At 43.5% G+C, this 19815-nt stretch carries 27 protein-coding genes; 8 read left to right on the plus strand and 19 right to left on the minus strand.

Features of this window, described 5'->3' with window-relative positions; all coding sequences use genetic code 11:
• Positions 1 to 11: 11 nt before the first annotated feature.
• Positions 12 to 248 (minus strand): hypothetical protein, encoded by a 237-nt coding sequence (locus NYE56_RS10250; protein WP_014480034.1) that lies wholly within the window; start codon positions 246 to 248, stop codon positions 12 to 14.
• An 84-nt stretch (positions 249 to 332) separates the two neighbouring features.
• Positions 333 to 1667, minus strand: a complete 1335-nt coding sequence (locus NYE56_RS10255; protein WP_341283816.1) for a gluconate:H+ symporter — start codon at positions 1665 to 1667, stop codon at positions 333 to 335.
• Between the two features lie 353 nt (positions 1668 to 2020).
• On the opposite strand from NYE56_RS10255, the gene NYE56_RS10260 reads away from it, so the two are divergent.
• Positions 2021 to 2410, plus strand: coding sequence for a tautomerase family protein (locus tag NYE56_RS10260; RefSeq protein WP_014477090.1), 390 nt, complete (start codon positions 2021 to 2023; stop codon positions 2408 to 2410).
• 404 nt (positions 2411 to 2814) lie between these two features.
• On the opposite strand, the gene yodB is transcribed toward NYE56_RS10260, so the two are convergent.
• The gene (gene yodB, locus NYE56_RS10265) at positions 2815 to 3153 is read right to left on the minus strand and encodes a transcriptional regulator YodB (RefSeq protein ID WP_004399427.1); all 339 of its coding nucleotides are present in this window, start codon (positions 3151 to 3153) and stop codon (positions 2815 to 2817) included.
• A 129-nt stretch (positions 3154 to 3282) separates the two neighbouring features.
• On the opposite strand from yodB, the gene NYE56_RS10270 reads away from it, so the two are divergent.
• The gene (locus NYE56_RS10270) at positions 3283 to 3891 is read left to right on the plus strand and encodes a nitroreductase family protein (protein WP_014477092.1); all 609 of its coding nucleotides are present in this window, start codon (positions 3283 to 3285) and stop codon (positions 3889 to 3891) included.
• 42 nt (positions 3892 to 3933) lie between these two features.
• On the opposite strand, the gene NYE56_RS10275 is transcribed toward NYE56_RS10270, so the two are convergent.
• Entirely contained in the window at positions 3934 to 4536 is a 603-nt protein-coding gene (locus tag NYE56_RS10275; RefSeq protein WP_268555387.1) for an alpha/beta hydrolase, read from the minus strand.
• Between the two features lie 15 nt (positions 4537 to 4551).
• Positions 4552 to 5463 carry a ring-cleaving dioxygenase gene (locus NYE56_RS10280; RefSeq protein ID WP_003231191.1) on the minus strand — a complete coding sequence of 304 codons (912 nt, stop codon included), beginning with the start codon at positions 5461 to 5463 and terminating at the stop codon, positions 4552 to 4554.
• 183 nt (positions 5464 to 5646) lie between these two features.
• On the opposite strand from NYE56_RS10280, the gene NYE56_RS10285 reads away from it, so the two are divergent.
• Positions 5647 to 5847: a DUF3311 domain-containing protein gene (locus NYE56_RS10285; RefSeq protein WP_003231189.1), complete on the plus strand. Its 201-nt coding sequence runs from the start codon at positions 5647 to 5649 to the stop codon at positions 5845 to 5847.
• Entirely contained in the window at positions 5847 to 7337 is a 1491-nt protein-coding gene (locus NYE56_RS10290) for a sodium:solute symporter family protein (protein ID WP_341283817.1), read from the plus strand. The genes NYE56_RS10285 and NYE56_RS10290 overlap by 1 nt, the downstream gene beginning before the upstream one ends.
• 33 nt (positions 7338 to 7370) lie before the next feature.
• Here NYE56_RS10290 and ctpA read toward each other — a convergent pair whose 3' ends face one another.
• Entirely contained in the window at positions 7371 to 8771 is a 1401-nt protein-coding gene (gene ctpA / locus NYE56_RS10295; protein WP_341283818.1) for a carboxy-terminal processing protease CtpA, read from the minus strand.
• Positions 8772 to 8923: 152 nt separating this feature from the next.
• On the opposite strand from ctpA, the gene NYE56_RS10300 reads away from it, so the two are divergent.
• Both NYE56_RS10300 and NYE56_RS10305 read left to right on the plus strand, forming a co-directional pair.
• Complete coding sequence (locus NYE56_RS10300) at positions 8924 to 9625, plus strand: class I SAM-dependent methyltransferase (protein ID WP_268555390.1); 702 nt, start codon at positions 8924 to 8926, stop codon at positions 9623 to 9625.
• 86 nt (positions 9626 to 9711) lie between these two features.
• The gene (locus NYE56_RS10305) at positions 9712 to 9963 is read left to right on the plus strand and encodes a hypothetical protein (RefSeq protein WP_268555391.1); all 252 of its coding nucleotides are present in this window, start codon (positions 9712 to 9714) and stop codon (positions 9961 to 9963) included.
• A gap of 70 nt (positions 9964 to 10033) precedes the next feature.
• Here the strand turns inward: NYE56_RS10305 and ldcB are convergent, their stop codons facing one another.
• Positions 10034 to 10855, minus strand: a complete 822-nt coding sequence (gene ldcB, locus NYE56_RS10310; protein ID WP_014480046.1) for an LD-carboxypeptidase LdcB — start codon at positions 10853 to 10855, stop codon at positions 10034 to 10036.
• 82 nt (positions 10856 to 10937) lie between these two features.
• Positions 10938 to 11639: a purine-nucleoside phosphorylase gene (gene deoD, locus NYE56_RS10315; protein WP_003241589.1), complete on the minus strand. Its 702-nt coding sequence runs from the start codon at positions 11637 to 11639 to the stop codon at positions 10938 to 10940.
• Between the two features lie 201 nt (positions 11640 to 11840).
• Between deoD and NYE56_RS10320 the strand changes: the two genes are divergently transcribed.
• Positions 11841 to 11966: a hypothetical protein gene (locus tag NYE56_RS10320; RefSeq protein ID WP_003231174.1), complete on the plus strand. Its 126-nt coding sequence runs from the start codon at positions 11841 to 11843 to the stop codon at positions 11964 to 11966.
• A gap of 39 nt (positions 11967 to 12005) precedes the next feature.
• Here NYE56_RS10320 and yodL read toward each other — a convergent pair whose 3' ends face one another.
• The 3 genes from yodL to NYE56_RS10335 all read right to left on the minus strand — a co-directional run bounded on the left by yodL (position 12006) and on the right by NYE56_RS10335 (position 13245).
• Positions 12006 to 12320 carry a shape determination protein YodL gene (yodL, locus tag NYE56_RS10325; RefSeq protein WP_004399431.1) on the minus strand — a complete coding sequence of 105 codons (315 nt, stop codon included), beginning with the start codon at positions 12318 to 12320 and terminating at the stop codon, positions 12006 to 12008.
• 60 nt (positions 12321 to 12380) lie between these two features.
• Positions 12381 to 12992, minus strand: a complete 612-nt coding sequence (gene pgpB / locus NYE56_RS10330) for a phosphatidylglycerophosphatase PgpB (protein ID WP_341283819.1) — start codon at positions 12990 to 12992, stop codon at positions 12381 to 12383.
• A gap of 76 nt (positions 12993 to 13068) precedes the next feature.
• Positions 13069 to 13245 (minus strand): YozD family protein, encoded by a 177-nt coding sequence (locus tag NYE56_RS10335; protein ID WP_003231166.1) that lies wholly within the window; start codon positions 13243 to 13245, stop codon positions 13069 to 13071.
• A gap of 118 nt (positions 13246 to 13363) precedes the next feature.
• Here NYE56_RS10335 and NYE56_RS10340 point away from each other — a divergent pair, with 118 nt between their 5' ends.
• Positions 13364 to 13507: a hypothetical protein gene (locus tag NYE56_RS10340; RefSeq protein WP_003231164.1), complete on the plus strand. Its 144-nt coding sequence runs from the start codon at positions 13364 to 13366 to the stop codon at positions 13505 to 13507.
• Here NYE56_RS10340 and NYE56_RS10345 read toward each other — a convergent pair.
• The 8 genes from NYE56_RS10345 to NYE56_RS10380 all read right to left on the minus strand — a co-directional run bounded on the left by NYE56_RS10345 (position 13504) and on the right by NYE56_RS10380 (position 19813).
• Entirely contained in the window at positions 13504 to 14184 is a 681-nt protein-coding gene (locus tag NYE56_RS10345) for a hypothetical protein (protein WP_341283820.1), read from the minus strand. The two genes, NYE56_RS10340 and NYE56_RS10345, sit on opposite strands and share 4 nt — an antisense overlap.
• Positions 14185 to 14331: 147 nt before the next feature.
• Entirely contained in the window at positions 14332 to 14556 is a 225-nt protein-coding gene (locus NYE56_RS10350; protein WP_003231160.1) for a YozE family protein, read from the minus strand.
• Between the two features lie 86 nt (positions 14557 to 14642).
• Positions 14643 to 14921 (minus strand): YokU family protein, encoded by a 279-nt coding sequence (locus tag NYE56_RS10355; RefSeq protein WP_004399539.1) that lies wholly within the window; start codon positions 14919 to 14921, stop codon positions 14643 to 14645.
• Complete coding sequence (gene ablA / locus NYE56_RS10360) at positions 14918 to 16333, minus strand: lysine 2,3-aminomutase (RefSeq protein WP_004399420.1); 1416 nt, start codon at positions 16331 to 16333, stop codon at positions 14918 to 14920. Before ablA ends, NYE56_RS10355 begins: the two co-directional genes overlap by 4 nt.
• Before the next feature lie 28 nt (positions 16334 to 16361).
• Entirely contained in the window at positions 16362 to 17189 is an 828-nt protein-coding gene (ablB, locus tag NYE56_RS10365) for a putative beta-lysine N-acetyltransferase (RefSeq protein WP_341283821.1), read from the minus strand.
• Complete coding sequence (locus NYE56_RS10370; RefSeq protein WP_080015533.1) at positions 17167 to 18477, minus strand: peptidase; 1311 nt, start codon at positions 18475 to 18477, stop codon at positions 17167 to 17169. The genes ablB and NYE56_RS10370 overlap by 23 nt, the downstream gene beginning before the upstream one ends.
• 8 nt (positions 18478 to 18485) lie before the next feature.
• Complete coding sequence (locus NYE56_RS10375) at positions 18486 to 19139, minus strand: 3-oxoacid CoA-transferase subunit B (RefSeq protein WP_004399417.1); 654 nt, start codon at positions 19137 to 19139, stop codon at positions 18486 to 18488.
• Positions 19124 to 19813 carry a CoA transferase subunit A gene (locus tag NYE56_RS10380; protein WP_341283822.1) on the minus strand — a complete coding sequence of 230 codons (690 nt, stop codon included), beginning with the start codon at positions 19811 to 19813 and terminating at the stop codon, positions 19124 to 19126. The genes NYE56_RS10375 and NYE56_RS10380 overlap by 16 nt, the downstream gene beginning before the upstream one ends.
• Positions 19814 to 19815: the final 2 nt, after the last annotated feature.

Genomic DNA, 19815 nt, shown 5'->3' on the forward strand with positions numbered 1-19815 from the left:
GCCGTTTTTTATTAATAGAAGCCAGGATATCCCCCGTATGGCACGCCGGCACCAAAACCGTACGGTCCGCCTCCATATCCATAAGGGCCAGGAGGATAGGCATAGGGACGAGAATAGTTAAACAGCGCACTCCCGAGAAAACCGCCTAATAAACCGCCGACTAGAGGAGCGCCAAACAAAAAAGGACTACGCGCCGGATATCCGGCTGGACCTGGGATTCCGCGATAATACGAATGATGAGGGTACATGATTTTTTCCTCCTTTATGTCTGCCTATACGTAAAGTATTCAGCAAGGAAGAAAAACGATTGGGCTACGGACTGTCTATGATTGTTACATCACAAGCCCTGCCAATAACACACAGCCGAGTCCTGTAACCGAAAGAACTGTTGTAAGCAGCGTCCAGGTTTGAAATGTTTCTTTCATGCTCAAGCCGAAAAATTCCTTTACCATCCAAAATCCTGCATCATTTACATGACACGCAATGACACTGCCGGCTCCTGTTGCAAGCACCATTAACGCGGGGTTTACACTGCCAGCCTCCATAAGCGGAGCTGCCATTCCCGCTGTGGTAAGCGCAGCCACGGTAGCAGAGCCTAGACACAGACGCAGAACCGCGGCGATGGTCCATGCAACGAATAGCGGCGACATGTTTGTTTGGCGGAAAAAATCAGCGACATAATCGCCGACCCCGCCGTCAATCAGCACCTGTTTAAACGCTCCTCCCCCTCCTATGATAAGCAGCATTATCGCAATTTGCGAAATTGATTCTGAAATAGATCTGCTGATTTCCTGCATAGATATTTTACGGGCATATCCCATCGTATAGAGTGCAAGCAACAGCGAAATGAGCATTGCCGTTCCCGGAGTGCCGATAAATTCTATAATGTCTTTTCCTTTTGAATGTTCATTCAATAATAAAGAAAAAACTGTTGCCATTGCCATAAAGATAACCGGGAATAAAGACGTGACAGCACTGATCGCAAAGCCCGGTGTTTCATCCAGCTGAAATTCTTTCCTTGGTCCTAACCCCGATAGGTTTCCATGCTTTTGATACGCACCAGGAAACCGTTTCATCGCAAATTTATTAAATAAAGGCCCGGCAATCACAGTTGTCGGAACAGCGATGATGATTCCAAAAAGCAGCACCTGGCCAATATGGGCACCGTATGCAACTGAGATAGCAGTTGGAGCAGGATGCGGGGGCAAAAATCCGTGAGTAACATTTAAGGCGGCGGCCATCGGGATTCCCAGATACAGAAAAGGCATTTTTAATTCTTTAGCAATCGCGTAAACAATCGGTATCAACAGAACAAGACCGACTTCAAAAAATAGGGCAATCCCGATGATAAAAGAGGCAACCACAACCGCCGCCTGTATTCGTTTCCTCCCGAATTTGTCAATCAGCGTAATGGCGATCCGATAGCCGCCCCCAGCATCTGAGACAAGCCTCCCAAGCATCGCGCCAAGTCCAAACACTAAAGCTAAATGCCCCAGCTGCCCGCCAATTCCAGTCTCAATTGAAAGAACAATTTTATTGATATCCATTCCAAGTCCGATGGCTACTAAAAATGAAACGACAATCAGTGAGACAAAGGTATTTAATTTTACTTTAATAATGAGAAATAACAGAATCAGCACTCCGATAGCTACAATTAAAATCGGCATGGTACCCCTCCAAAAGTGTTTTATATGATTATCGCGACAATGTTTTGACGCTTTTCATGCCTAGATGATTAGAAAACGCTTTCATTAGTAACTAAAAACATATTGGTTATATGATTGTTACCTTTTGATCAACTATTATGTTCATACTAATCTCCTAATCAATGACTGTCAATCGTTTTTATGAGCTTGTCTCAATTACCTACCGCCTAACCCAATGATTTATTAGTTATATGTTGATTAACTTTTGGTTATATGTTATGTTTTTTAAAGTTGACTTATCTATCCATTGTCTGGAAGCAAATGAGACAATATGAGAACAGACGGATAACAACTTCACAAGAGGAGGAGTACACATGCCATTATTGCGTTTTGATGTAATTGAGGGCCGTGACGAAAAATCGCTGCAATTGTTATTAGATACTGCTCACCAAGCGATGGTTGAAGCGTTTGGTGTTCCGGAAAGAGACCGTTATCAAATTGTCCATCAGCATCCCGCAAACGAGCTTATAATCCAGGATACGGGATTAGGGTTTCAGAGAACCAAGGATCTGGTCATCATTAGCATGACAAGCAAAGCAAGAACCGAAAGCCAAAAGGAAAAATTGTATGCTCTGCTTGCTGAAAGGCTAGAAGAAAAATGCGGAATTTCCCCTGAAGACCTCATGGTATCTATTACTGAGAATGGTGACGCAGACTGGAGTTTCGGTCTCGGTGAGGCGCAATTTTTGAATGGAAAACTATAAGATTTCGTCTCTCCACAAAAAAAAGAAGAGAGCTCCAAAGAAGCTCTCTCTTTTTTCATAAATGCGGAAGTCATCAGTATAGAAGCATCCAGCAATACGAAAAACCTGGATTTCCTTTTATATCCTGTTTAAATGCCAATTGGAAGCTGACTGGGTTTTGGCCGAAAATATAAAATTTTGCTGATTTGCATAATAAGATACATCATAATCCCCATTTACAATAGGTTAGATGTTATAGCTTATTGATCATTTCCTATTTTATATATCCCCTTCATATGCACATGACACTTTTGCCAATCCGGAAATGTCAGTCTGACAAATATAAAAAGTCATGTAAACGGGTGTGAACCGTACTTACATGACTCACCATGGAAACAAGAGCGCTTTTTCAGACGCCGCTTTCCTTATTTCTCTTCTTCACACACTGTGTCACCAGGCTCGCAAAATTGATCGGCCCATGCCTGCATCTCTTGAAATACAGCTTGAAGTGCTGTTCCTTTTTCAGTCAGCGTGTAGATGACTTTGACCGGCGTCTCAGGGAGAACCTGCCGTTCGACAATCTCGTTTTGTTCAAGCTCCTTCAAGCGCTCTGCCAACATTTTTTGGCTGATCATCGGTATTGTTTCCGTTATCTCTTTAAACCGTTTCGGCCCATCCATTAGCACATGGATGATCAGACCGTTCCATCGTTTTCCCAGCAATGAGAATGCGGATTCCATTTTAGGGCACATCGTATTTCCCACAAGTCTTCATCCCTTCATCTATTGATTGACAAGTATTCAATGATCCATTACAATAATCTTTCAAGTTACATTTAGTAAGCTTCTAACTTTTCTATTATCATACCACGTTTATCCGAAGGAGGAAACACTATGACGAATACTCTGGATGTTTTAAAAGCACGTGCATCTGTAAAGGAATATGATACAAATGCCCCGATCTCTAAGGAGGAGCTGACTGAGCTATTAGACCTTGCCGCTAAAGCGCCTTCCGCTTGGAACCTTCAGCATTGGCATTTTACAGTATTCCACAGCGATGAATCAAAAGCGGAGCTTCTTCCTGTAGCGTATAATCAAAAACAAATCGTTGAATCTTCTGCTGTTGTTGCCATTTTAGGCGATTTAAAGGCAAATGAAAACGGTGAAGAAGTTTATGCTGAATTAGCAAGCCAAGGCTATATTACGGATGAAATCAAACAAACATTGCTCGGCCAAATCAACGGTGCTTACCAAAGCGAGCAATTCGCACGTGATTCCGCTTTCTTAAATGCTTCTTTAGCTGCTATGCAGCTTATGATTGCCGCAAAAGCAAAAGGTTATGACACTTGCGCAATTGGCGGATTTAACAAAGAGCAGTTCCAAAAGCAATTTGATATCAGTGAGCGCTATGTTCCGGTTATGCTTATTTCAATCGGCAAAGCAGTGAAGCCTGCCCATCAAAGCAACCGCCTGCCACTTTCAAAAGTATCAACTTGGCTGTAAGGATATGAAAAACCTTAGTCCGAAATCCGGACTAAGGTTTTTTTATACAATCGCCTCTTTGTACCATTCACGAGCCTGTTCAGCTTCATGCTGAGTCAGCTGATGGCCCCCGTCCTGCCAGTAAACGGAGGCTGATGCCCCGCTGTCACGTAAATAGCCGTAAAGCTCTTCTGATTCTTCCTTCGTGCAAAGAGGATCGTATTTCCCGGCACCGATAAAAACAGGGAGCCCCGCCATATCAGGCAGCTCGATACCCCGAATCGGAACCATTGGATGATGCAGAATAGCCCCTTTTAACACATCTTTATAATGAAAAAGCAGGCTTGCCGCAATGTTTGCGCCGTTTGAATAACCGACTGCAATCACTCGGCCGCGATTAAACTGGTGCGTTTCTGCAGCCTCGTCGATAAAATCTTTCAATTCTCTTGTCCGCACCACAAGATCCTTTTCATCAAAAACTCCTTCACTCAGACGTTTGAAAAATCGCGGCATTCCATTTTCAAGCACCGATCCTCTGACACCAAGCAAATGGGCATCAGGGTCTATAAACCGCCCCAATGAAAGCAGATCGTGTTCATTACCGCCCGTGCCATGCAACAGCAAAAGTACGTTGTCAGATGTTCCTTTTTCATAAATATGCTTCATTATAAATTCCCCCTTTTAAAGTTCAGGTAAAATGTCTGTAATTTGTTGTCTATGTTTCTCCAGCCATTCAGGCAGTTTTAAGGAAGTCCCTAGCTCAGCAAACGTTTCATCTGTCATAAAGCCTGGTTCATCTGTGGCAATTTCAAATAAGATACCGCCTTTCTCCCTGAAATAAACTGATGTAAAGTATTCCCTGTCGAGAATTTCTGACGAAGGCAGATGGTTTTCAGCAATAATCGGCAGCCATTTCGCCTGTTCCTTTTTCTTAGTCCGAAACGCTACATGGTGTACCGTACCATATCCTCCGACTCCTCTTTTTTCAGGATGTAAATGGACATCAATGACACCGCCGACGGCCGCTGAGGATGCCAGTCTGACAATCTGGTCTTCTTCGGCCACTTTGGTGTATCCAAAGCTTTCCGTTAACAATTGTATGGTCGCCTGCGGGTCGTAGGAATATAGCAGCACACCTTTCATTCCCGTAATTGCTTCATTTGTTGTGATCCCGTCAGGCGTCCACTCGCTTTTGCCGCTTTTCGCATCCTCCATGATCGCCAGCGGAAGGTCTTCTGTATCATCAAAAATAAGACCTTTTTCACCAAACAACGTTTTTTCCTCTAGGCTCAGCCCGCTTTTCTCAAGACGCTCCTTCCAAAAAGACAGGGAGCCTGAGGGAACTGAAAAGTACACCCGGCCCGCTTGGCCTTTTCCTACCGTTCCCTGTCCGCTTCCTTGGAACGGAAAAAAGGTCATTATTGTACCGGGATCTCCGTTTTGATTCCCAAAGTAAAAATGATACGTCCCGGGATCATCAAAGTTTACTGTTTTTTTAACAAGTCTGAGCCCAAGCACTTCTGTATAAAATCGCAAGTTTTCTTGCGGATCTCTGGCGAATGCTGTGACATGGTGCAATCCTTCTGTTTTCATTTTCTCACTCCTATTTATCTCGATTTCAAGATATTTATTATTTTAAACCTTTATTGAAAAGGATGCAAACCATGTGTTTTGTTTAAATAATTGAAAAAATCATTTTTTTCTAATAATTATCTTGTGATCTTTTCTAACAACTGCTATTATAGTGAGCATTATCATGTTTCAGGAGGAAAGTAAATGGTTAAAAAAGCACTTATTGTTATTCTCATTCTTTTGCCATTCGTTCAGCTCGCGCTTTTGCCGCTTGTGAATCGAATAGAACCGATTATGTTCGGCCTGCCGTTTTTCCACTTTTGGCTGCTGCTGTGGATTATTGTTACGCCGTTATGCTCGTTTGGCATTTATCAGATGCAAAAAAAAGATGGAGGACTTGAATAATGCAAGGGAATCTGACTGCACTTCTCATTACTTCTATTATTGTTTTAACCGTTGTCTGTATCGGCTTTCTCGCCGGAAGAGACAAATCCTCGCGCACTTCTGTGGAAGAATGGTCTGTCGGCGGCAGACGCTTCGGCGGTCTTCTCGTCTGGTTTTTAGTAGGCGCTGACCTTTATACGGCCTATACTTTCTTAGGGTTGACCAGTACTGCTTTTACAGGCGGAAGTGTTGCATTTTTCGCCATTCCTTATTCTGTGTTGGCCTACTTTATCGCCTACTTCTTCTTGCCGAAACTTTGGAAAGTTGCGAAAATTCATAAATTAACAACACTCGCGGATTATGCCCGGGAACGTTTTAACAGTAAGCTTTTGGCAAGCCTCGTTGCCATCGTTGGGGTACTCATGCTTATTCCGTACATATGCCTTCAGCTGAGCGGCATTCAAGACACGCTTCAGGTTGCCGGCACTGGCTATATTAACGTAAAATTCGTTGTGATCATTTCATTTATTCTTGTTGCTCTTTACACATTCTTCAGCGGGATTAAAGGGCCCACATATACAGCCATCATTAAGGACATTTTAGTATGGGTCATTATGCTGTTTATGGTGGTGTCCCTCCCTCTCATTCATTTTAACGGCTGGACGCCAATGATTGACACGTTAGTGAAGGAAGCGCCGCAAATGCTGACGATACCGGCAGAAGGGCCAAAAGGCATCCCTTGGTTTATCACAGCATCTATTGTTTCCGCTCTGGCACTTTTTATGTGGGCACACGCCGCTACAGGAGTTTTTACAGCGAAAAGCGCCGATGCAGTAAGAAAAAACAGCATGTTTTTGCCGTTTTACAATATTGTGTTAATTTTGGTCATTTTTCTTGGCTTTATCGCCTTTCTTGTCCTGCCGGAAGATACAAATCCAAGGCTGGCGCTGCTGCATTTGATTCAAACATCTTACGGCGGCGTGGCACAAGGTTTTGCATATGCCACTATCGCTCTCGCTTCATTAATACCTTGTTCCATTATGGCAATCGGCGCATCGAATTTATTCGCCAACAACCTATACCGGGATTTGATTCATCCGAATGTGTCGCAAAGCAAGCTGACCCTCGTCACACGTTCAATGGTGTTTGTTGTCATCGGTCTCGCGCTGCTGTTTGGAATGCTGTTCCCGACTGCCTTAGTGACACTCCAGCTATTAGGTGTATCCGGTATGGTGCAAATCTTTCCTGCGATTGCTGTCAGCCTGTTCTGGAAGCGTCAAACGAAAGAAGCGACAGTTATCGGATTATTAGTCGGCCTTGCGGTTACGTTTATTGTGTATACCACTCAATCAGCTCATGGCATTTATGAAGGATTCTGGGGATTGGCCGCCAACATGATCGCTGTGGTGATCCTGAATCCGCTGTTCGTTAAAAACGCGGGATCCAATCCTGTCATTGAAGGTTTATTTGGCAAAAAACAAGACGCTAATCCAAATCAAAAGGGTGCATAAAAAAACCATACGCGGCAGCCGCGTATGGTTTTTTTACATTTCTTTTTTCAGTGTTTCAATTGCCTTTTCCATTTGCGTATCATTATCAGACAGCTTCTTTTGAAGTTCTATTATTAATTTCGTTGTTGTATCGCCAGTCAGTATGCCTGTTTCATTCAGCTTCTCTTTTTTCTGGAACTGTTTGACGACAGATACAAAATCCTGGTCATACGTACTGTTAACCTTTACCTTGTAACCAAGTGCTTTGAGCATTTTCTGAGCCACTTTGACGTTTGTGCCTGTATCACCTGATTTGTACGTTTTATCTGCATCCAAATACGGCAGCTTCGCGTAATCAGGCAGCTCTGCTTTCACTTGAGGCTTGATGCCTTTTTTGTGAATCCATTCGCCGTCAGCAGTCAGCCATTTGGCAACTGTCAGTTTGACGGTAGAGCCATCATCATATTCTTTTGCCGTTTGTACTGTACCTTTGCCGAATGTCGTCTCGCCGATTAACGGTACGTTTGACGATTCATGAAGGGCAGCGGCCATAATTTCGGCTGCGCTTGCTGTACCGTCATTTACTAAAACGACGGTCGGCTTGGTCACTTTCCGTTCTTTTTCGGCCTTCATGACTTCTTTTGAACCGTTTTTGTATTCAACCTGCATGATGTTTTTCCCTTTATCAATGAACAGGTTGCTCATCGTAATCGCCTGTTCCATTAAGCCGCCCGGGTTGCCTCTCAAGTCTAAAATATAGCCTTTGGCGCCTTTTTTCTCTAAACTGTCAATCGCATCTGTCAGCTCTTTAGCTGTTGTTTCAGAGAAAGAAGTGATTTGAATTTCTCCGATGTTGTTGTCTTTCATCTCTGAATAGACAGTCTCTACAGGAATGGTATCGCGCTTAATGGAAAGATCGATATTCCCCACTCCCGCTCTGTTCAGTTCAAGCTTCACCTTTGTGCCCTTTTTGCCTCGGATTAAAGCGACGGCTTCATTTACATTCATGCCTTTTACGCTTTTTCCATTCACCTTAATGATTTGGTCTCTCGGTTTGATACCGGCTTTTTCAGCAGGTGAACCTTTAATTGGGGATACAATAAGGATTTCTCCGTCTTTCTCCTCTACTTGAGCTCCGATTCCTTCAAAAGATGCTGAAATCGTCTCGTCGAATGATTTCGCTTGCTCTTGATCCATATATGTAGAATACGGATCATCCAGTGATTGAATCATTCCTTTAATTGCTCCGTCTACTAATTTGTCATCATCTGTTTTTTGGTAATAATCACTTTTGATTTGCTCATACGCTTTATTTAATTTGTCGAACTTACTGTCTCCTGTGCTTGTTGATTTTTGGCCCAGGATACTGGAATTGCCCGTAATAAATAAAGTAAGCGCCGAAGCGACAACTGCAGTGATCAGCACAATAAAAAACAGTTTTAATTGCCGTTTCAATTAAACACCACCTTTTTCTTCTTACATTATTATCATAGACGAATTCTTATTCGTCAACTCGGAGCAGAAATGAAAGAGAAACGCCCTTCTTTTGCTTTTCATAAACCTATGTCTTTATACGACATATGATAAGGAAAAAGGAGGATTCGATATTGAGCCGATATTTAGAAATGCTGTCCTTATTCGGTGTCGCAGGGGCGCACCCAGGCGGGCTGGCTTTTTCAAAAGCGGTCTTGCAAAAGGCTGCGCCCTCCCCGGATCAGCCGATTCTTGATGCCGGATGCGGAACAGGGCAAACGGCGGCTTATTTAGGACATTTGCTGTATCCTGTATCAGTCATTGATAAAGATCCTATTATGCTTGAGAAAGCGAAAAAAAGATTTGCGAATGAAGGGCTTGCCATCCCTGCATATCAGGCGGAGCTGGAACATCTCCCGTTTTCTTCTGAGTCCTTTTCCTGTGTCCTGTCAGAATCGGTCCTCAGTTTTTCACGCCTGACATCCTCTCTTCAAGAAATTTCAAGAGTTTTAAAACCCGGCGGGATGCTGATTGGTATCGAAGCTGCTTTAAAAAAACCGATGCCCCCTGCAGAAAAGAAGCAAATGATGGATTTTTACGGATTTACTTGCTTACATGAAGAAAGCGAATGGCATAAACTCCTAAGGTCCTATGGCTTTCAAAAAACAGAAGCGATGACACTTCTTCCGGAAGACATGGAATTTGAACCAACCACAGAAATGGATTTATCGCAAACGATTGCCCCCATCTATTACGATACGCTTCAAACACATTATCAGCTCATGCAGTTATATAGTGAGTACATGGGTCATTGTATTTTTATCGCGTACAAGTAAAACGGCGTATCGCCCCCTGTTTTCGTCCAACCTTTTTTTCCTATCTATCATATGCTGATAGAAAGTCAGTATAGGAGGGAACAATATTGGAGAGATATTACCATCTTTGCCGAAACCATCAAGGTAAAGTCGTCAGAATTACAGAGAGAGGCGGAAGAGTTCACGTCGGCAGAATTACCCGTGTAACAAGAGACAGAGTTTATATTGCTCCGGTCGGCGGAGGGCCAAGAGGTTTCGGTTACGGATATTGGGGCGGTTATTGGGGATATGGAGCGGCTTACGGGATTTCCCTCGGTTTAATTACAGGGGTCGCTCTTGCTGGTTTATTCTTCTGGTAAGCATAGTACAAATGCTAGATTCACCAGACACAATGAAGCCCGCTTAACTATTGTAAGCGGGCTTTTCATTTTAAATTTTCTTCACTTTTTCAAAGTATTCTTCAAGCGTTAGATCATTATCTTGGATGACCTTTGCGGCTTTTTTGCCTACATAGCGCAGATGCCATGGCTCATATTCATATTTCGTGATATCTTCTTTATTTTTCGGATAGCGAATGATAAAGCCATATTTATAAGCATTGTCCTGCACCCATTTCCCGTCTGCCGTGCTTCCGAACGCTTCATTTAGCTCAAAGCCATTGCTCCGGCTCGAAATGTCCATCGCAAGGCCTGTTTGGTGCTCGCTTTCACCCGGGTAAGCGACCGCTTCCTTTGCCTTCTTTTCCCCTTTTAGGCTTACTTCATTGTCAAAAATGACTTTCTGTCTGTCATACGAACGGTACCCTGAGACAGCTGCCAGTTCATAGCCTTCCTTTTTGGCAGCATCGAACATTGTTTTTAATGCGTCGGCCGCTTCTTTTCTGATGTAACGTTTTTGAATCTTTTCTTCAAAAGAAAACTCTACATCAGGTATGACAAGATCGCTAGGTTCATAGTTTCCGGGCAGTGCATATTGTTTATTGACAAGCGCGAGTATATTTTCTGGATTTTGAATGGTTTCCAGACCATCGACTTTTTTAATATCATTGAAATACTGGCTTTCCAATGAAAACTCACTGTTTTGAGTGTTTGATTTTTTGCTGTCAGCTGTTTTTTGTTCTGTTTGCTTTGTTTCTGCTGTGGTTTTCGTATCCTTTTGAGCATCACCGTTCGACATGCTGCAGCCGGCTCCGACTATTGCCGTTACACTCAGAGCGGCAGCCAGTGAGAACCATTTACCGGACTTTTTCATATTACATTACCTTCCTTTTATCAATCGTTTCCGCATTCATAAAGAAGAGGCTGCCGGCACCCAGCACGCCTCTTGATATATTTTATTGTGATACGGAATGTAAAGCCACTTCTATCATATCATGAAATGTCGTTTGACGCTCTTCCGCTGTCGTTTCTTCTCCTGTTAATACGTGATCACTCACGGTGAGAATTGACAGAGCTTTTCTTCCGTGCTTCGCTGCTAATGTATACAATGCAGTTGTTTCCATTTCAACGCCAAGCACACCGTATTTTGCAAGTTTTTCAATTTGCGAGTCGTCGTTGTAGAACTGGTCAGCTGTAAATACGCTTCCTACAGTCACCGGCACACCTTTATCCTTTGCGGCATCATAGGCATTTTTTAAAAGCTCGAAATCTGCGCAAGGCGCAAAATCAATGCTTCCAAAAGCGACTCTGTTCATTTGTGAATCAGTTGAGGAGGTCATCGCCAAAATGACGTCTCGCACTTTGACATCTTTACGAATAGCGCCGCAAGAACCCACTCTTATTAGATTTTGCACATCGTAGCTTTGAATTAATTCATTCACATAAATTGAAATAGACGGAACGCCCATTCCCGTGCCTTGTACTGAGATTTTTTTACCTTTATATGTACCCGTAAATCCATACATGCCTCTGACTTCATTGTAGCATTCTACATTTTCAAGATACGTTTCTGCAATAAATTTTGCTCTGAGAGGATCTCCCGGCAAAAGCACTGTATCCGCAATTTGTCCTTTTTCAGCACCTATATGTACACTCATCTCATATCCTCCTGTAAATCTAAATTATCATCCAGCCCGTCCATTTTACAACGAATGTCATGATGAAACAAACTTCAGCATTGATTATAAAGGAATATGTCGAAAAAAGAAATGTTCGGGGATCTGTTAGGCACTTCCTCAGAAAAACGGATAATCGGGGTGTTAATTTGAAAACCTAACCGCAGGAAGGAGGGGTGGGACATGGGTAAAAAACATCGCAACCGGATCACCGGCCAAAAAAAGAACAATCATATACCTGAAAAAGATATCATTGCAGCTGAAGAAGCACACGGGAAAGAATATTCTGCTGCCAAACGCAAGCCTTAAAACTGCAGAAAACTGCGGGTTTCCGCAGTTTTCTTTTCATTATGTCGTTTGTACAATCAGACGATTGATTTTCCTCCAGCCGGCGGGAAGCAGTTGATAGTATGTTTTCCCTTTTCTGCCTTCATCAATCAGAATCACGTCCCCTGTGGCCATGAATCTTGCATCATAATCACTCGGAACAGTGTCGAATACATTAAACAAAGAGAATGCTCTTTTCAGCACGTCTTGATGATCGCTCCCGTTCAGTTCAGTTCGATAGACGGCTCTGTAGCCTTTTTTTTCGCCAAACCGGGGTGTCTGAAATATTGTCACGTCATAGGAACAAGACTTCTTTTTAAACACGGATAACATCATCAAGATCCCCTCCCTTTTATTTCTTTAACATATTGGCGTTTTTGCTGTGTTTTCCTCTCTCTATTTTTGTCGAAACCGCTTAATCTTTTCGTCAAAACCTTTTACTAGGAAAAACAGAAGCAAGCCGAGGCTAAAGCCTCCTAACACATCTGTCACAAAATGAACCCCCAGATACACTCTGCTTATGCCGACTAAAACAGTAATTACACCGGCTATAATATATACCATTTTTTTATGCTTGGACAAAAACGGGAGGTGTTTCACTAAAAAGTAAGCTATAACAGGATAGATACAAGCAGCATTCATGGAATGGCCGCTCGGAAAACTGAAGGATGATTCATGAACCAGCGGTGCATAATCAGGCCTCACTCTTTCGATCCATTCTTTTAAGACTTTGTTTAACAGCCGATCTGTGCCGAATACTAAGAGCATCAACAGGCCGTCCCATGTTTTTCTGTAGAAAAACAGGCCTGCTCCAATGATGACAATTAGAGGGAGCAGAAAAGAAGAAGCACCAAGATGCGTGATCCCCGTCATGACTTCATTAAGCCATGGCTGACGGATCAAAACAGCTGCCCTGCTTATTGCTTCATCTGCAGATTGAACAGTATTTGTATGAATGGCCGCAGCTAGAATGAGAAAGAAAAGAAACAAACTAACGGGCTTGTACAATTTAACCACCTCAATTTTCACAGAAGTCATAGAACATGAATAATAAAACCGGAGCTGACCACTCCGGTTTTAAGCCTCACTCATCTTCATCCAGCTCTTCATCTATCATACATTTTTCTATCAAATAATCAAAGGTAATATCAGCGATTTCAAACAGCTCATCCTCACTCGGTATGTAGCCCCGTCTTGCAAGCTCTCTGTAAAAAAATTCAGCGATTTCTTCCGTATCAATCACAAGATCTATTTCTTTCATCTCCGTACCGCCTCCTTTTTTATGTTTTATGAAAAAACAGGCTGAATTATACCCGGTGTTCTAAACAATTCTTTCAGTCATATATTGAATAAAAAACGAGCCATGGGAGGCTGACGCTATGATTGCTAAAATGATGGAAGCACTGGACGGAGAAAGATTTGATATCATAATGGAAAAAACGCTCAAAGGAATGACGCGTGTGATGATTTGGGGCTGTCTGCCATATTTTTTATATGTCTTGATCCGTATGTTCACAAACTAACTGAAATGCTCTTTTAAACTTTCCAAAACAAACATCATCATGTCTTTATATTCTTCATCCTGAAACATTTCGTACAGAATTTTGTAGTCATTATAAATATCCAGAAGCTCATCAACAATTGACACAGCAAGGATGTGAAGGGTATCTTGCTCTTCATCATCGCCTTCAAACTGAAGAAGAGCAGACGATGCGATATCTTCGCCGATCTCATGGCCAGTTTCTCCGACATAATGGACAAACAACAGCTGATGCACAAACTGGTCCATTTCATATTTTCTAAGCACCAGCGTGAGATCCTCTTCCTCCGTTTCAAGCCACTCTCCATCCTTTAAACGGGTCAGCTCATAAATGATATCTTCCCAGCCATCTTCTAAATATCTCCAAATTTCTGTTCTATGGCCGATAATGCGAAAGAGTTCTTTTCCATAGTCTTTTACATAAACAACGTCCCCAATAAGGAATTCATACTCAATATCAAGCTTCTCCATGTCGACAATGACACCCTCATAATCTTTATAAAGCTGAATAGATGATTCAAAGTATAAAACTTCGTTATGATTGACTTCATAAAGATAGTGTTTATCAATTTGGTGTACTTTTGTGATGGTGCCGACTGTTCCATACATAATGACGACTACGATATCCCCTACTTGGAATTTCGGTTTATTTTGCTTCATGGTGTCTCCCCCTCGCCGCAACATTTCTCATACGCTATCGTATGCCGGGTGAAGCCAATTCGCATGGGCATGAAAACCAAAGGAAATATCCAATTATGGTATGGGGGACATAAAAAAATCCGCAGTGATCTGCGGATGAAACAGCTATTATCTGCCGTGCACTTCAGACTCGTATTGATCCCAAGCTTCATCAAACGTCGCCATCGTGTGAAGGTAATCAGCATTCAGCTCCAAATATGAACTGATTTCATGATAATCGGTAGATGTTTTTGGAAAGCTGTGATCCTCATACGCCTGATTGGCAAATTCACTGATGCTGTCCTTCGGCTTAGGGTGTCTGTATTTCAATAAATAGTGATAAAAGGATTTCATGGGTTTCCCCTCCTGGTGTCTGTCTTTTGTTGTTCTATTATACAGTTCAAGTGTAAATTTACAACAAAAGAATACTGAAACATGACTCAGGAGAAGTCAAAATAGTTGCGTTTCAAAATTCTTTCTGTCTCCATGAGCTGCTGATATGTCAGGCTTTCAGGCAGTTTTTTTGTTTGAATTAAAAGCAGCTGATCCTCAATCTCCTTAACCGTGTTTTCTTCTTGATAGGTCATACCGCAGGAAGAACATACCATGGCAGGGGTGTCTGTCAGTTCTATAGCCCTCGTTCCATCAGGGAGCTCCCAATACACCGTGTTCCTGCCGGGCACCGCTTCAAGCTCGCCGCACCATTCGCATGTTTTCATGAAGAATCCCCTCCGCATTCAGTCTCTTTCTGTTTTTTCTGCTGCGCCAAAAATTTCTTTTCTTTGAGCTGATCTCTTTTCTCACGCCGGTCTTTTAATGTTTCATGCTCCGGATTTGCGATGTATGCCTCTCTCCTTTTGATTCTGTCTACATTTTCAGGTGTAAACGAAACTTCTTTGTCAGCAAAAATGGCACTCAGCCCGATCGGCTCCTTTTTGTCAGCGGTTTCAGGGAAAACGGACTCAAAATAGGCGTCTGCCTGGTTGGGGATATAATTCTCTGGTTCCGGATATGACGTAATCACACCTTCAAAATTTCTTAAGATCACTTTGTCAGGACTTTGTGACAGGACATAGTTTGGCTGCAGGGCGATTTTACCGCCGCCGCCTGGTGCGTCAACGACAAAGGTAGGAACCGCATAGCCTGAGGTATGACCTCTCAGCCCTTCAATGATCTCCAAACCTTTGGAAACAGGAGCTCTGAAATGCCCGATTCCCTCTGACAGATCACATTGGTAAATATAATAAGGACGGACTCTGATTTTTACCAAGTCATGCATGAGCTTTTTCATAATTGGAACCGAATCATTAATACCTGCTAATACGACAGCCTGATTTCCGACCGGTACTCCCGCGTTCACCAGCTTTTCACATGCCTCAACTGATTCTTCTGTCATTTCGATGCTTGTGTTAAAATGGGTGTTCAGCCAGACCGGATGATATTTTTTCAATATCTCGCACAAATGATCGGTAATGCGCTGTGGAAAGACGACGGGCGCTCTTGTTCCGATTCTGATGACTTCCAGATGCGGAATGCTGCGCAGCTCTTTTAAAATATATTCTAAAATTTGGTCGTTGATGAGCAGCCCATCACCGCCTGAAATTAAACAATCGCGGATTTCGGGTGTTTCCCGGATATAAGCAATTGCAGCATCAAGCTGTTTTTTTGGGACTCCCATTCCGATTTGTCCGGAAAAGCGCCTTCTTGTGCAGTAGCGGCAGTACATGGAACATTGATTCGTGACAAGAAACAGCACACGGTCGGGATAGCGGTGTGTCAGACCGGGTACCGGTGAATCTTCATCCTCATGAAGCGGGTCTTCCAGATCGTATTTTGTTTTGTGCATTTCTTCAGAAAGCGGCACAGACTGCATGCGTACCGGGCATCTTGGATTGTCGGGGTCCATTAAAGAAGCATAGTAAGGTGTAATATTTAAGGGGATCGTTTTGGTAGAAATTCTGACGCCTTCCTCTTCATCCTCGGTCAGATTGATGACTTTCTTTAAATCATCTAACGTTCTTACAGTGTGTGTCAGCTGCCAAAGCCAATCGTTCCATTTCTCTTCCGGAACGTCCTTCCATAACTCGATCTCCTTCCAATGCCGTTTCGGTTTATACCATTTGTTTTTCAAACGAACTCCTCCTCGCGCATATTTTGACTTACAGTTGCTTGCACCAAATATTCATGTTTTCAAGGCCTTCGGCTATAAAGCAATTATTGATCAGCCTTCCGCCATACTGATAACCTGAATGGTACAACACAGCATTCATCCCAAAAGACGAAGCACGGGCGAGAGAAAAGACATGAAAGATATCCTTCCCAGCCATTTCTTTTTCTAACGCCTTGATTAAAAAGCTTGTTAACGAATGGCCGCGATATTCCGGCAGCACAGCGCAATCGGTTATTTCTGCATGCCCAAGCTCTGGATTGATTTCTGCGCTTGCTGCGCTGATCAGGCGGTCATGATCAAGCATGATATAAAACACCGTATTTGCATTCATCGTCTTTTCAATATAAGCGGGGTCAAATACCGGGGTTGGGTACGTGCGGAATACTTTTTTATACAGCATCGATAGCTGGTACATGTCGTTTGTTTCTGCTTTTCTCATCGTAAAAACGGGTGTACTGTCGTTGCGAAGACGGGGCGCTGTGCGATATATGGCTTCGATGATCTCCTGTTCCTCTGTATAAGAATTTGTTTGTCTTCGGCTTTCTGACAGATAACGTACCATGACACAAGCCGAATGGCCGAGATAATAGCCCTTTAGATAGCCCTCCGGCGCAAATAATTGTTTGGCAAGGATCAGCTCATCATGCTGCTTCGCATAGACAATGATTTTTTCTGCATTCTCTTCTTTTGCCGCTGCCACGATATCCGGCAGGGCCTTCTCAATGGCTCCGTCATAACGGACCACTCTGATTCGTTTATTAAAACCGTCATGGTCCAAAACTGCTGTGACACCGCTACTCTTTATTGACTTGAGCATCCGCATCCTCCCCATCTGTATGAAGCCCGCACCAATCCATGACAAAAAGTGCAATAATTTTAGCAGATTCTATCATGGCTTCAACCTCAATGTATTCATTGGCCTGATGAGCCGTTTTTGTTTCCCCCGGCCCGAAAACGATTACTGGTGTATCTCCTGCATGGTACAAAAGCCCTCCATCCGTTCCCCACGGGGAAGCCTCAATAATCGGCTCTGTCTGTTTCATTTTTTGATAGGCTGATTGCAGCACAGAAATTAAAGGGTGATCATCAGGTAAATCATTCGGCAGCCATTGAGCGCCAAACCATTCTACTTTTACGGGATGGCGTTTAAACCATTCGTCATGGTATTCTAAATCCTTCAGCCAGTTTTCCAATTCAAGTTTTACAGCTTCTGGTTTCTCATGGGGAGCAATTCCGCATCTCCCTTCTATGACGACACGGTCTGCAACTGAAGATGGCCAGGCACCGCCCGAGATGGTGCCGATATTCACCGGTACCGGTATTGGGATATTGTCATACAGCGGATCTGAAATTCTCGCATTGCGGACTTTCTCCAGCTCTTGTATCGCTGTAATAACGTGCATGCTTTTTTCAATCGCGCTTACCCCTTCATAGCGTGTGCCCCCATGTGCGGATAATCCCTTCACAGTGATCCGAAACCACATCGAACCCTGCTGCTTAATAAATAGTTTCATATTCGTCGGTTCAGGAATCAGTGCCCCGTCAGCACGATAGCCTCTCATGATGGCGGACAGTGTACCGGCGCCGCCGCACTCTTCATCTACAACACTCTGAAACAATACATCTCCCTTCAGTTTGACATCGCAGGCGTGCAGGGCTTCTAAAGCAAAAAGAAGGGCTGTATTGCCTCCCTTCATATCCGTTGAGCCGCGGCCGTATATTTTACCGTTTTCTTCGACAGCTTGATACGGTTCATACTTCCAATCCTTTACGCTTCCTTCAGGCACAACATCGATATGGCCGTTCAAAATCAGGGACCTGCCTCCGCCGGCTCCCGTTTTTTTAGCCACGATATTCGGGCTCTCATGAAAATCGGATCGGTTAGATTTAAAGTAGGGATGCTGTTTTAATTGCTTTATGCTTGGCTCCCATACATCAATGTCCATATGAAATTGCCGCAGCTTTTCAAGCACAACAGCTTGGGCGTTAAACTCTGACCCCAATGTGCTTTTTTCCCCAATCAGCCTTTTGAGAAGACGAATGGCTTTGGCCGAATGCTGATCAAGCCACTCGATTACTTTTCTTTCAATGTCTTGCATCCTCATTCCCCCTCTTAAGAAAAAGGCATATCTATTTTGATTTCAGCTTCTGTCAGCCTCGTCACCTCATCGATTGTCGAACCATTCATCAGCTCTTTTAAAATGAAGTGATGGCTATCGACCTCAAGAACCGCTTTTTCGGTAATAATCAAATCTACACAGCCTGCAGCAGTTAATGGCAGCGTACATCTTTCTGTTAATTTAGGCCTTCCCTTTTGATCTGTATGACTCATGACGACAACCACTTTTTTCGCTTTTTGGGCAAGCTCCATCGCCCCGCCCATACCAGGCACCTTTTTTCCCGGAACAAGCCAATTTGCCAAATCTCCTGATTGGCTCACCTGCAGGGCGCCTAAAATCGTAATGTCAATTTTGCCTTTTCTGATCATCGCAAAAGACATGGTTGTATCAAAATAAGACGCCCCTTTTACAGCGCGGACAGGATAGCCCGCTGCGTTGCATAAATGGGCATCCTCTTCTCCCTTTTCGGGACTTTCTCCAATGCCAAGGACACCGTTTTCCGCTTGAAACATGACCTGCATGTCAGGCTTCAAAAAGTTCGGTACCAAGGATGGGATACCGATACCGAGATTCACAATCATGCCCTGCTTAATTTCAGTAGCAGCCCGTTTTGCAATCTGTTCTCTTTCTGCTACTCCCAAGCCCATTTCCACTTCACTCCCTCGCTTCGTACAACTCCCTCAACAAAAACCCCTGGTGTGACAATCATTTCTTCAGAAATCTCCCCCATCGGAACGATACGCTCAGCTTCGGCAAAGGTTCTCCTGGCGGCCATTGCCATAAGCGGATTCATATTGCGCGCGGTTTTGTCATACGTTAGATTGCCGAATTCATCTGCAATGTAAGCATTGATAAAAGCAAAATCAGCGGTCAGCGCCTCTTCAATCAAGTATCGTTTTCCCGCCACTGTTACGATGTCCTTTTTTTCGCAAACCATTGGATTATCAATGCCCACATCGGTTAAAATACCGCCAAGTCCCGCTCCGCCAGCGCGAATCCGTTCCGCAAGCGTTCCCTGAGGTGAAAATTGAACCTCTAACGTCCCCTCTGTCATCTGTTTTCCGGCTACAGGATTGGAACCGATATGCGAGGCGATCAGGGTTTTGACCCGTTGATTAACAATAAGCGGGCCGATCCCTATATCCGGGAAACCGGCGTCATTGCAAATCACAGTTAAATCCGTTACACCGCTGTCCAATATCGCTTCAATCAATGAAGGAGGCGACCCGACTCCCCCAAAACCGCCTAACATCAGAACCGATCCATCCCGAACATCTGCAATTGCTGTGTCAATGCTGATTGCTTTTTGAAATGGCGCCATTT

It is taken from the genome of Bacillus sp. FSL R5-0603 (genome assembly GCF_038050295.1).
Classification (GTDB): domain Bacteria; phylum Bacillota; class Bacilli; order Bacillales; family Bacillaceae; genus Bacillus; species Bacillus subtilis.

Excerpts from the sequence above, each read along its gene's own strand:
- ldcB (WP_014480046.1), bottom strand. The coding sequence starts at position 10,855 with ATGAAAAAGTCCGGTAAATGGTTCTCACTGGCTGCCGCTCTGAGTGTA.
- NYE56_RS10375 (WP_004399417.1), bottom strand. The coding sequence starts at position 19,139 with ATGGGCTTGGGAGTAGCAGAAAGAGAACAGATTGCAAAACGGGCTGCT.
- NYE56_RS10280 (WP_003231191.1), bottom strand. The coding sequence starts at position 5,463 with ATGAAAACAGAAGGATTGCACCATGTCACAGCATTCGCCAGAGATCCG.
- NYE56_RS10250 (WP_014480034.1), bottom strand. The coding sequence starts at position 248 with ATGTACCCTCATCATTCGTATTATCGCGGAATCCCAGGTCCAGCCGGA.
- NYE56_RS10260 (WP_014477090.1), top strand. The coding sequence starts at position 2,021 with ATGCCATTATTGCGTTTTGATGTAATTGAGGGCCGTGACGAAAAATCG.
- NYE56_RS10275 (WP_268555387.1), bottom strand. The coding sequence starts at position 4,536 with ATGAAGCATATTTATGAAAAAGGAACATCTGACAACGTACTTTTGCTG.
- deoD (WP_003241589.1), bottom strand. The coding sequence starts at position 11,639 with ATGAGTGTACATATAGGTGCTGAAAAAGGACAAATTGCGGATACAGTG.
- NYE56_RS10350 (WP_003231160.1), bottom strand. The coding sequence starts at position 14,556 with ATGAAATCCTTTTATCACTATTTATTGAAATACAGACACCCTAAGCCG.
- NYE56_RS10355 (WP_004399539.1), bottom strand. The coding sequence starts at position 14,921 with ATGAAAACATGCGAATGGTGCGGCGAGCTTGAAGCGGTGCCCGGCAGG.
- NYE56_RS10285 (WP_003231189.1), top strand. The coding sequence starts at position 5,647 with ATGGTTAAAAAAGCACTTATTGTTATTCTCATTCTTTTGCCATTCGTT.
- ablB (WP_341283821.1), bottom strand. The coding sequence starts at position 17,189 with ATGCTCAAGTCAATAAAGAGTAGCGGTGTCACAGCAGTTTTGGACCAT.
- NYE56_RS10270 (WP_014477092.1), top strand. The coding sequence starts at position 3,283 with ATGACGAATACTCTGGATGTTTTAAAAGCACGTGCATCTGTAAAGGAA.
- NYE56_RS10290 (WP_341283817.1), top strand. The coding sequence starts at position 5,847 with ATGCAAGGGAATCTGACTGCACTTCTCATTACTTCTATTATTGTTTTA.
- NYE56_RS10345 (WP_341283820.1), bottom strand. The coding sequence starts at position 14,184 with ATGAAGCAAAATAAACCGAAATTCCAAGTAGGGGATATCGTAGTCGTC.
- NYE56_RS10370 (WP_080015533.1), bottom strand. The coding sequence starts at position 18,477 with ATGAGGATGCAAGACATTGAAAGAAAAGTAATCGAGTGGCTTGATCAG.
- yodL (WP_004399431.1), bottom strand. The coding sequence starts at position 12,320 with ATGATGTTATCCGTGTTTAAAAAGAAGTCTTGTTCCTATGACGTGACA.
- NYE56_RS10320 (WP_003231174.1), top strand. The coding sequence starts at position 11,841 with ATGGGTAAAAAACATCGCAACCGGATCACCGGCCAAAAAAAGAACAAT.
- NYE56_RS10335 (WP_003231166.1), bottom strand. The coding sequence starts at position 13,245 with ATGAAAGAAATAGATCTTGTGATTGATACGGAAGAAATCGCTGAATTT.
- NYE56_RS10255 (WP_341283816.1), bottom strand. The coding sequence starts at position 1,667 with ATGCCGATTTTAATTGTAGCTATCGGAGTGCTGATTCTGTTATTTCTC.
- NYE56_RS10340 (WP_003231164.1), top strand. The coding sequence starts at position 13,364 with ATGATTGCTAAAATGATGGAAGCACTGGACGGAGAAAGATTTGATATC.
- NYE56_RS10380 (WP_341283822.1), bottom strand. The coding sequence starts at position 19,813 with ATGGCGCCATTTCAAAAAGCAATCAGCATTGACACAGCAATTGCAGAT.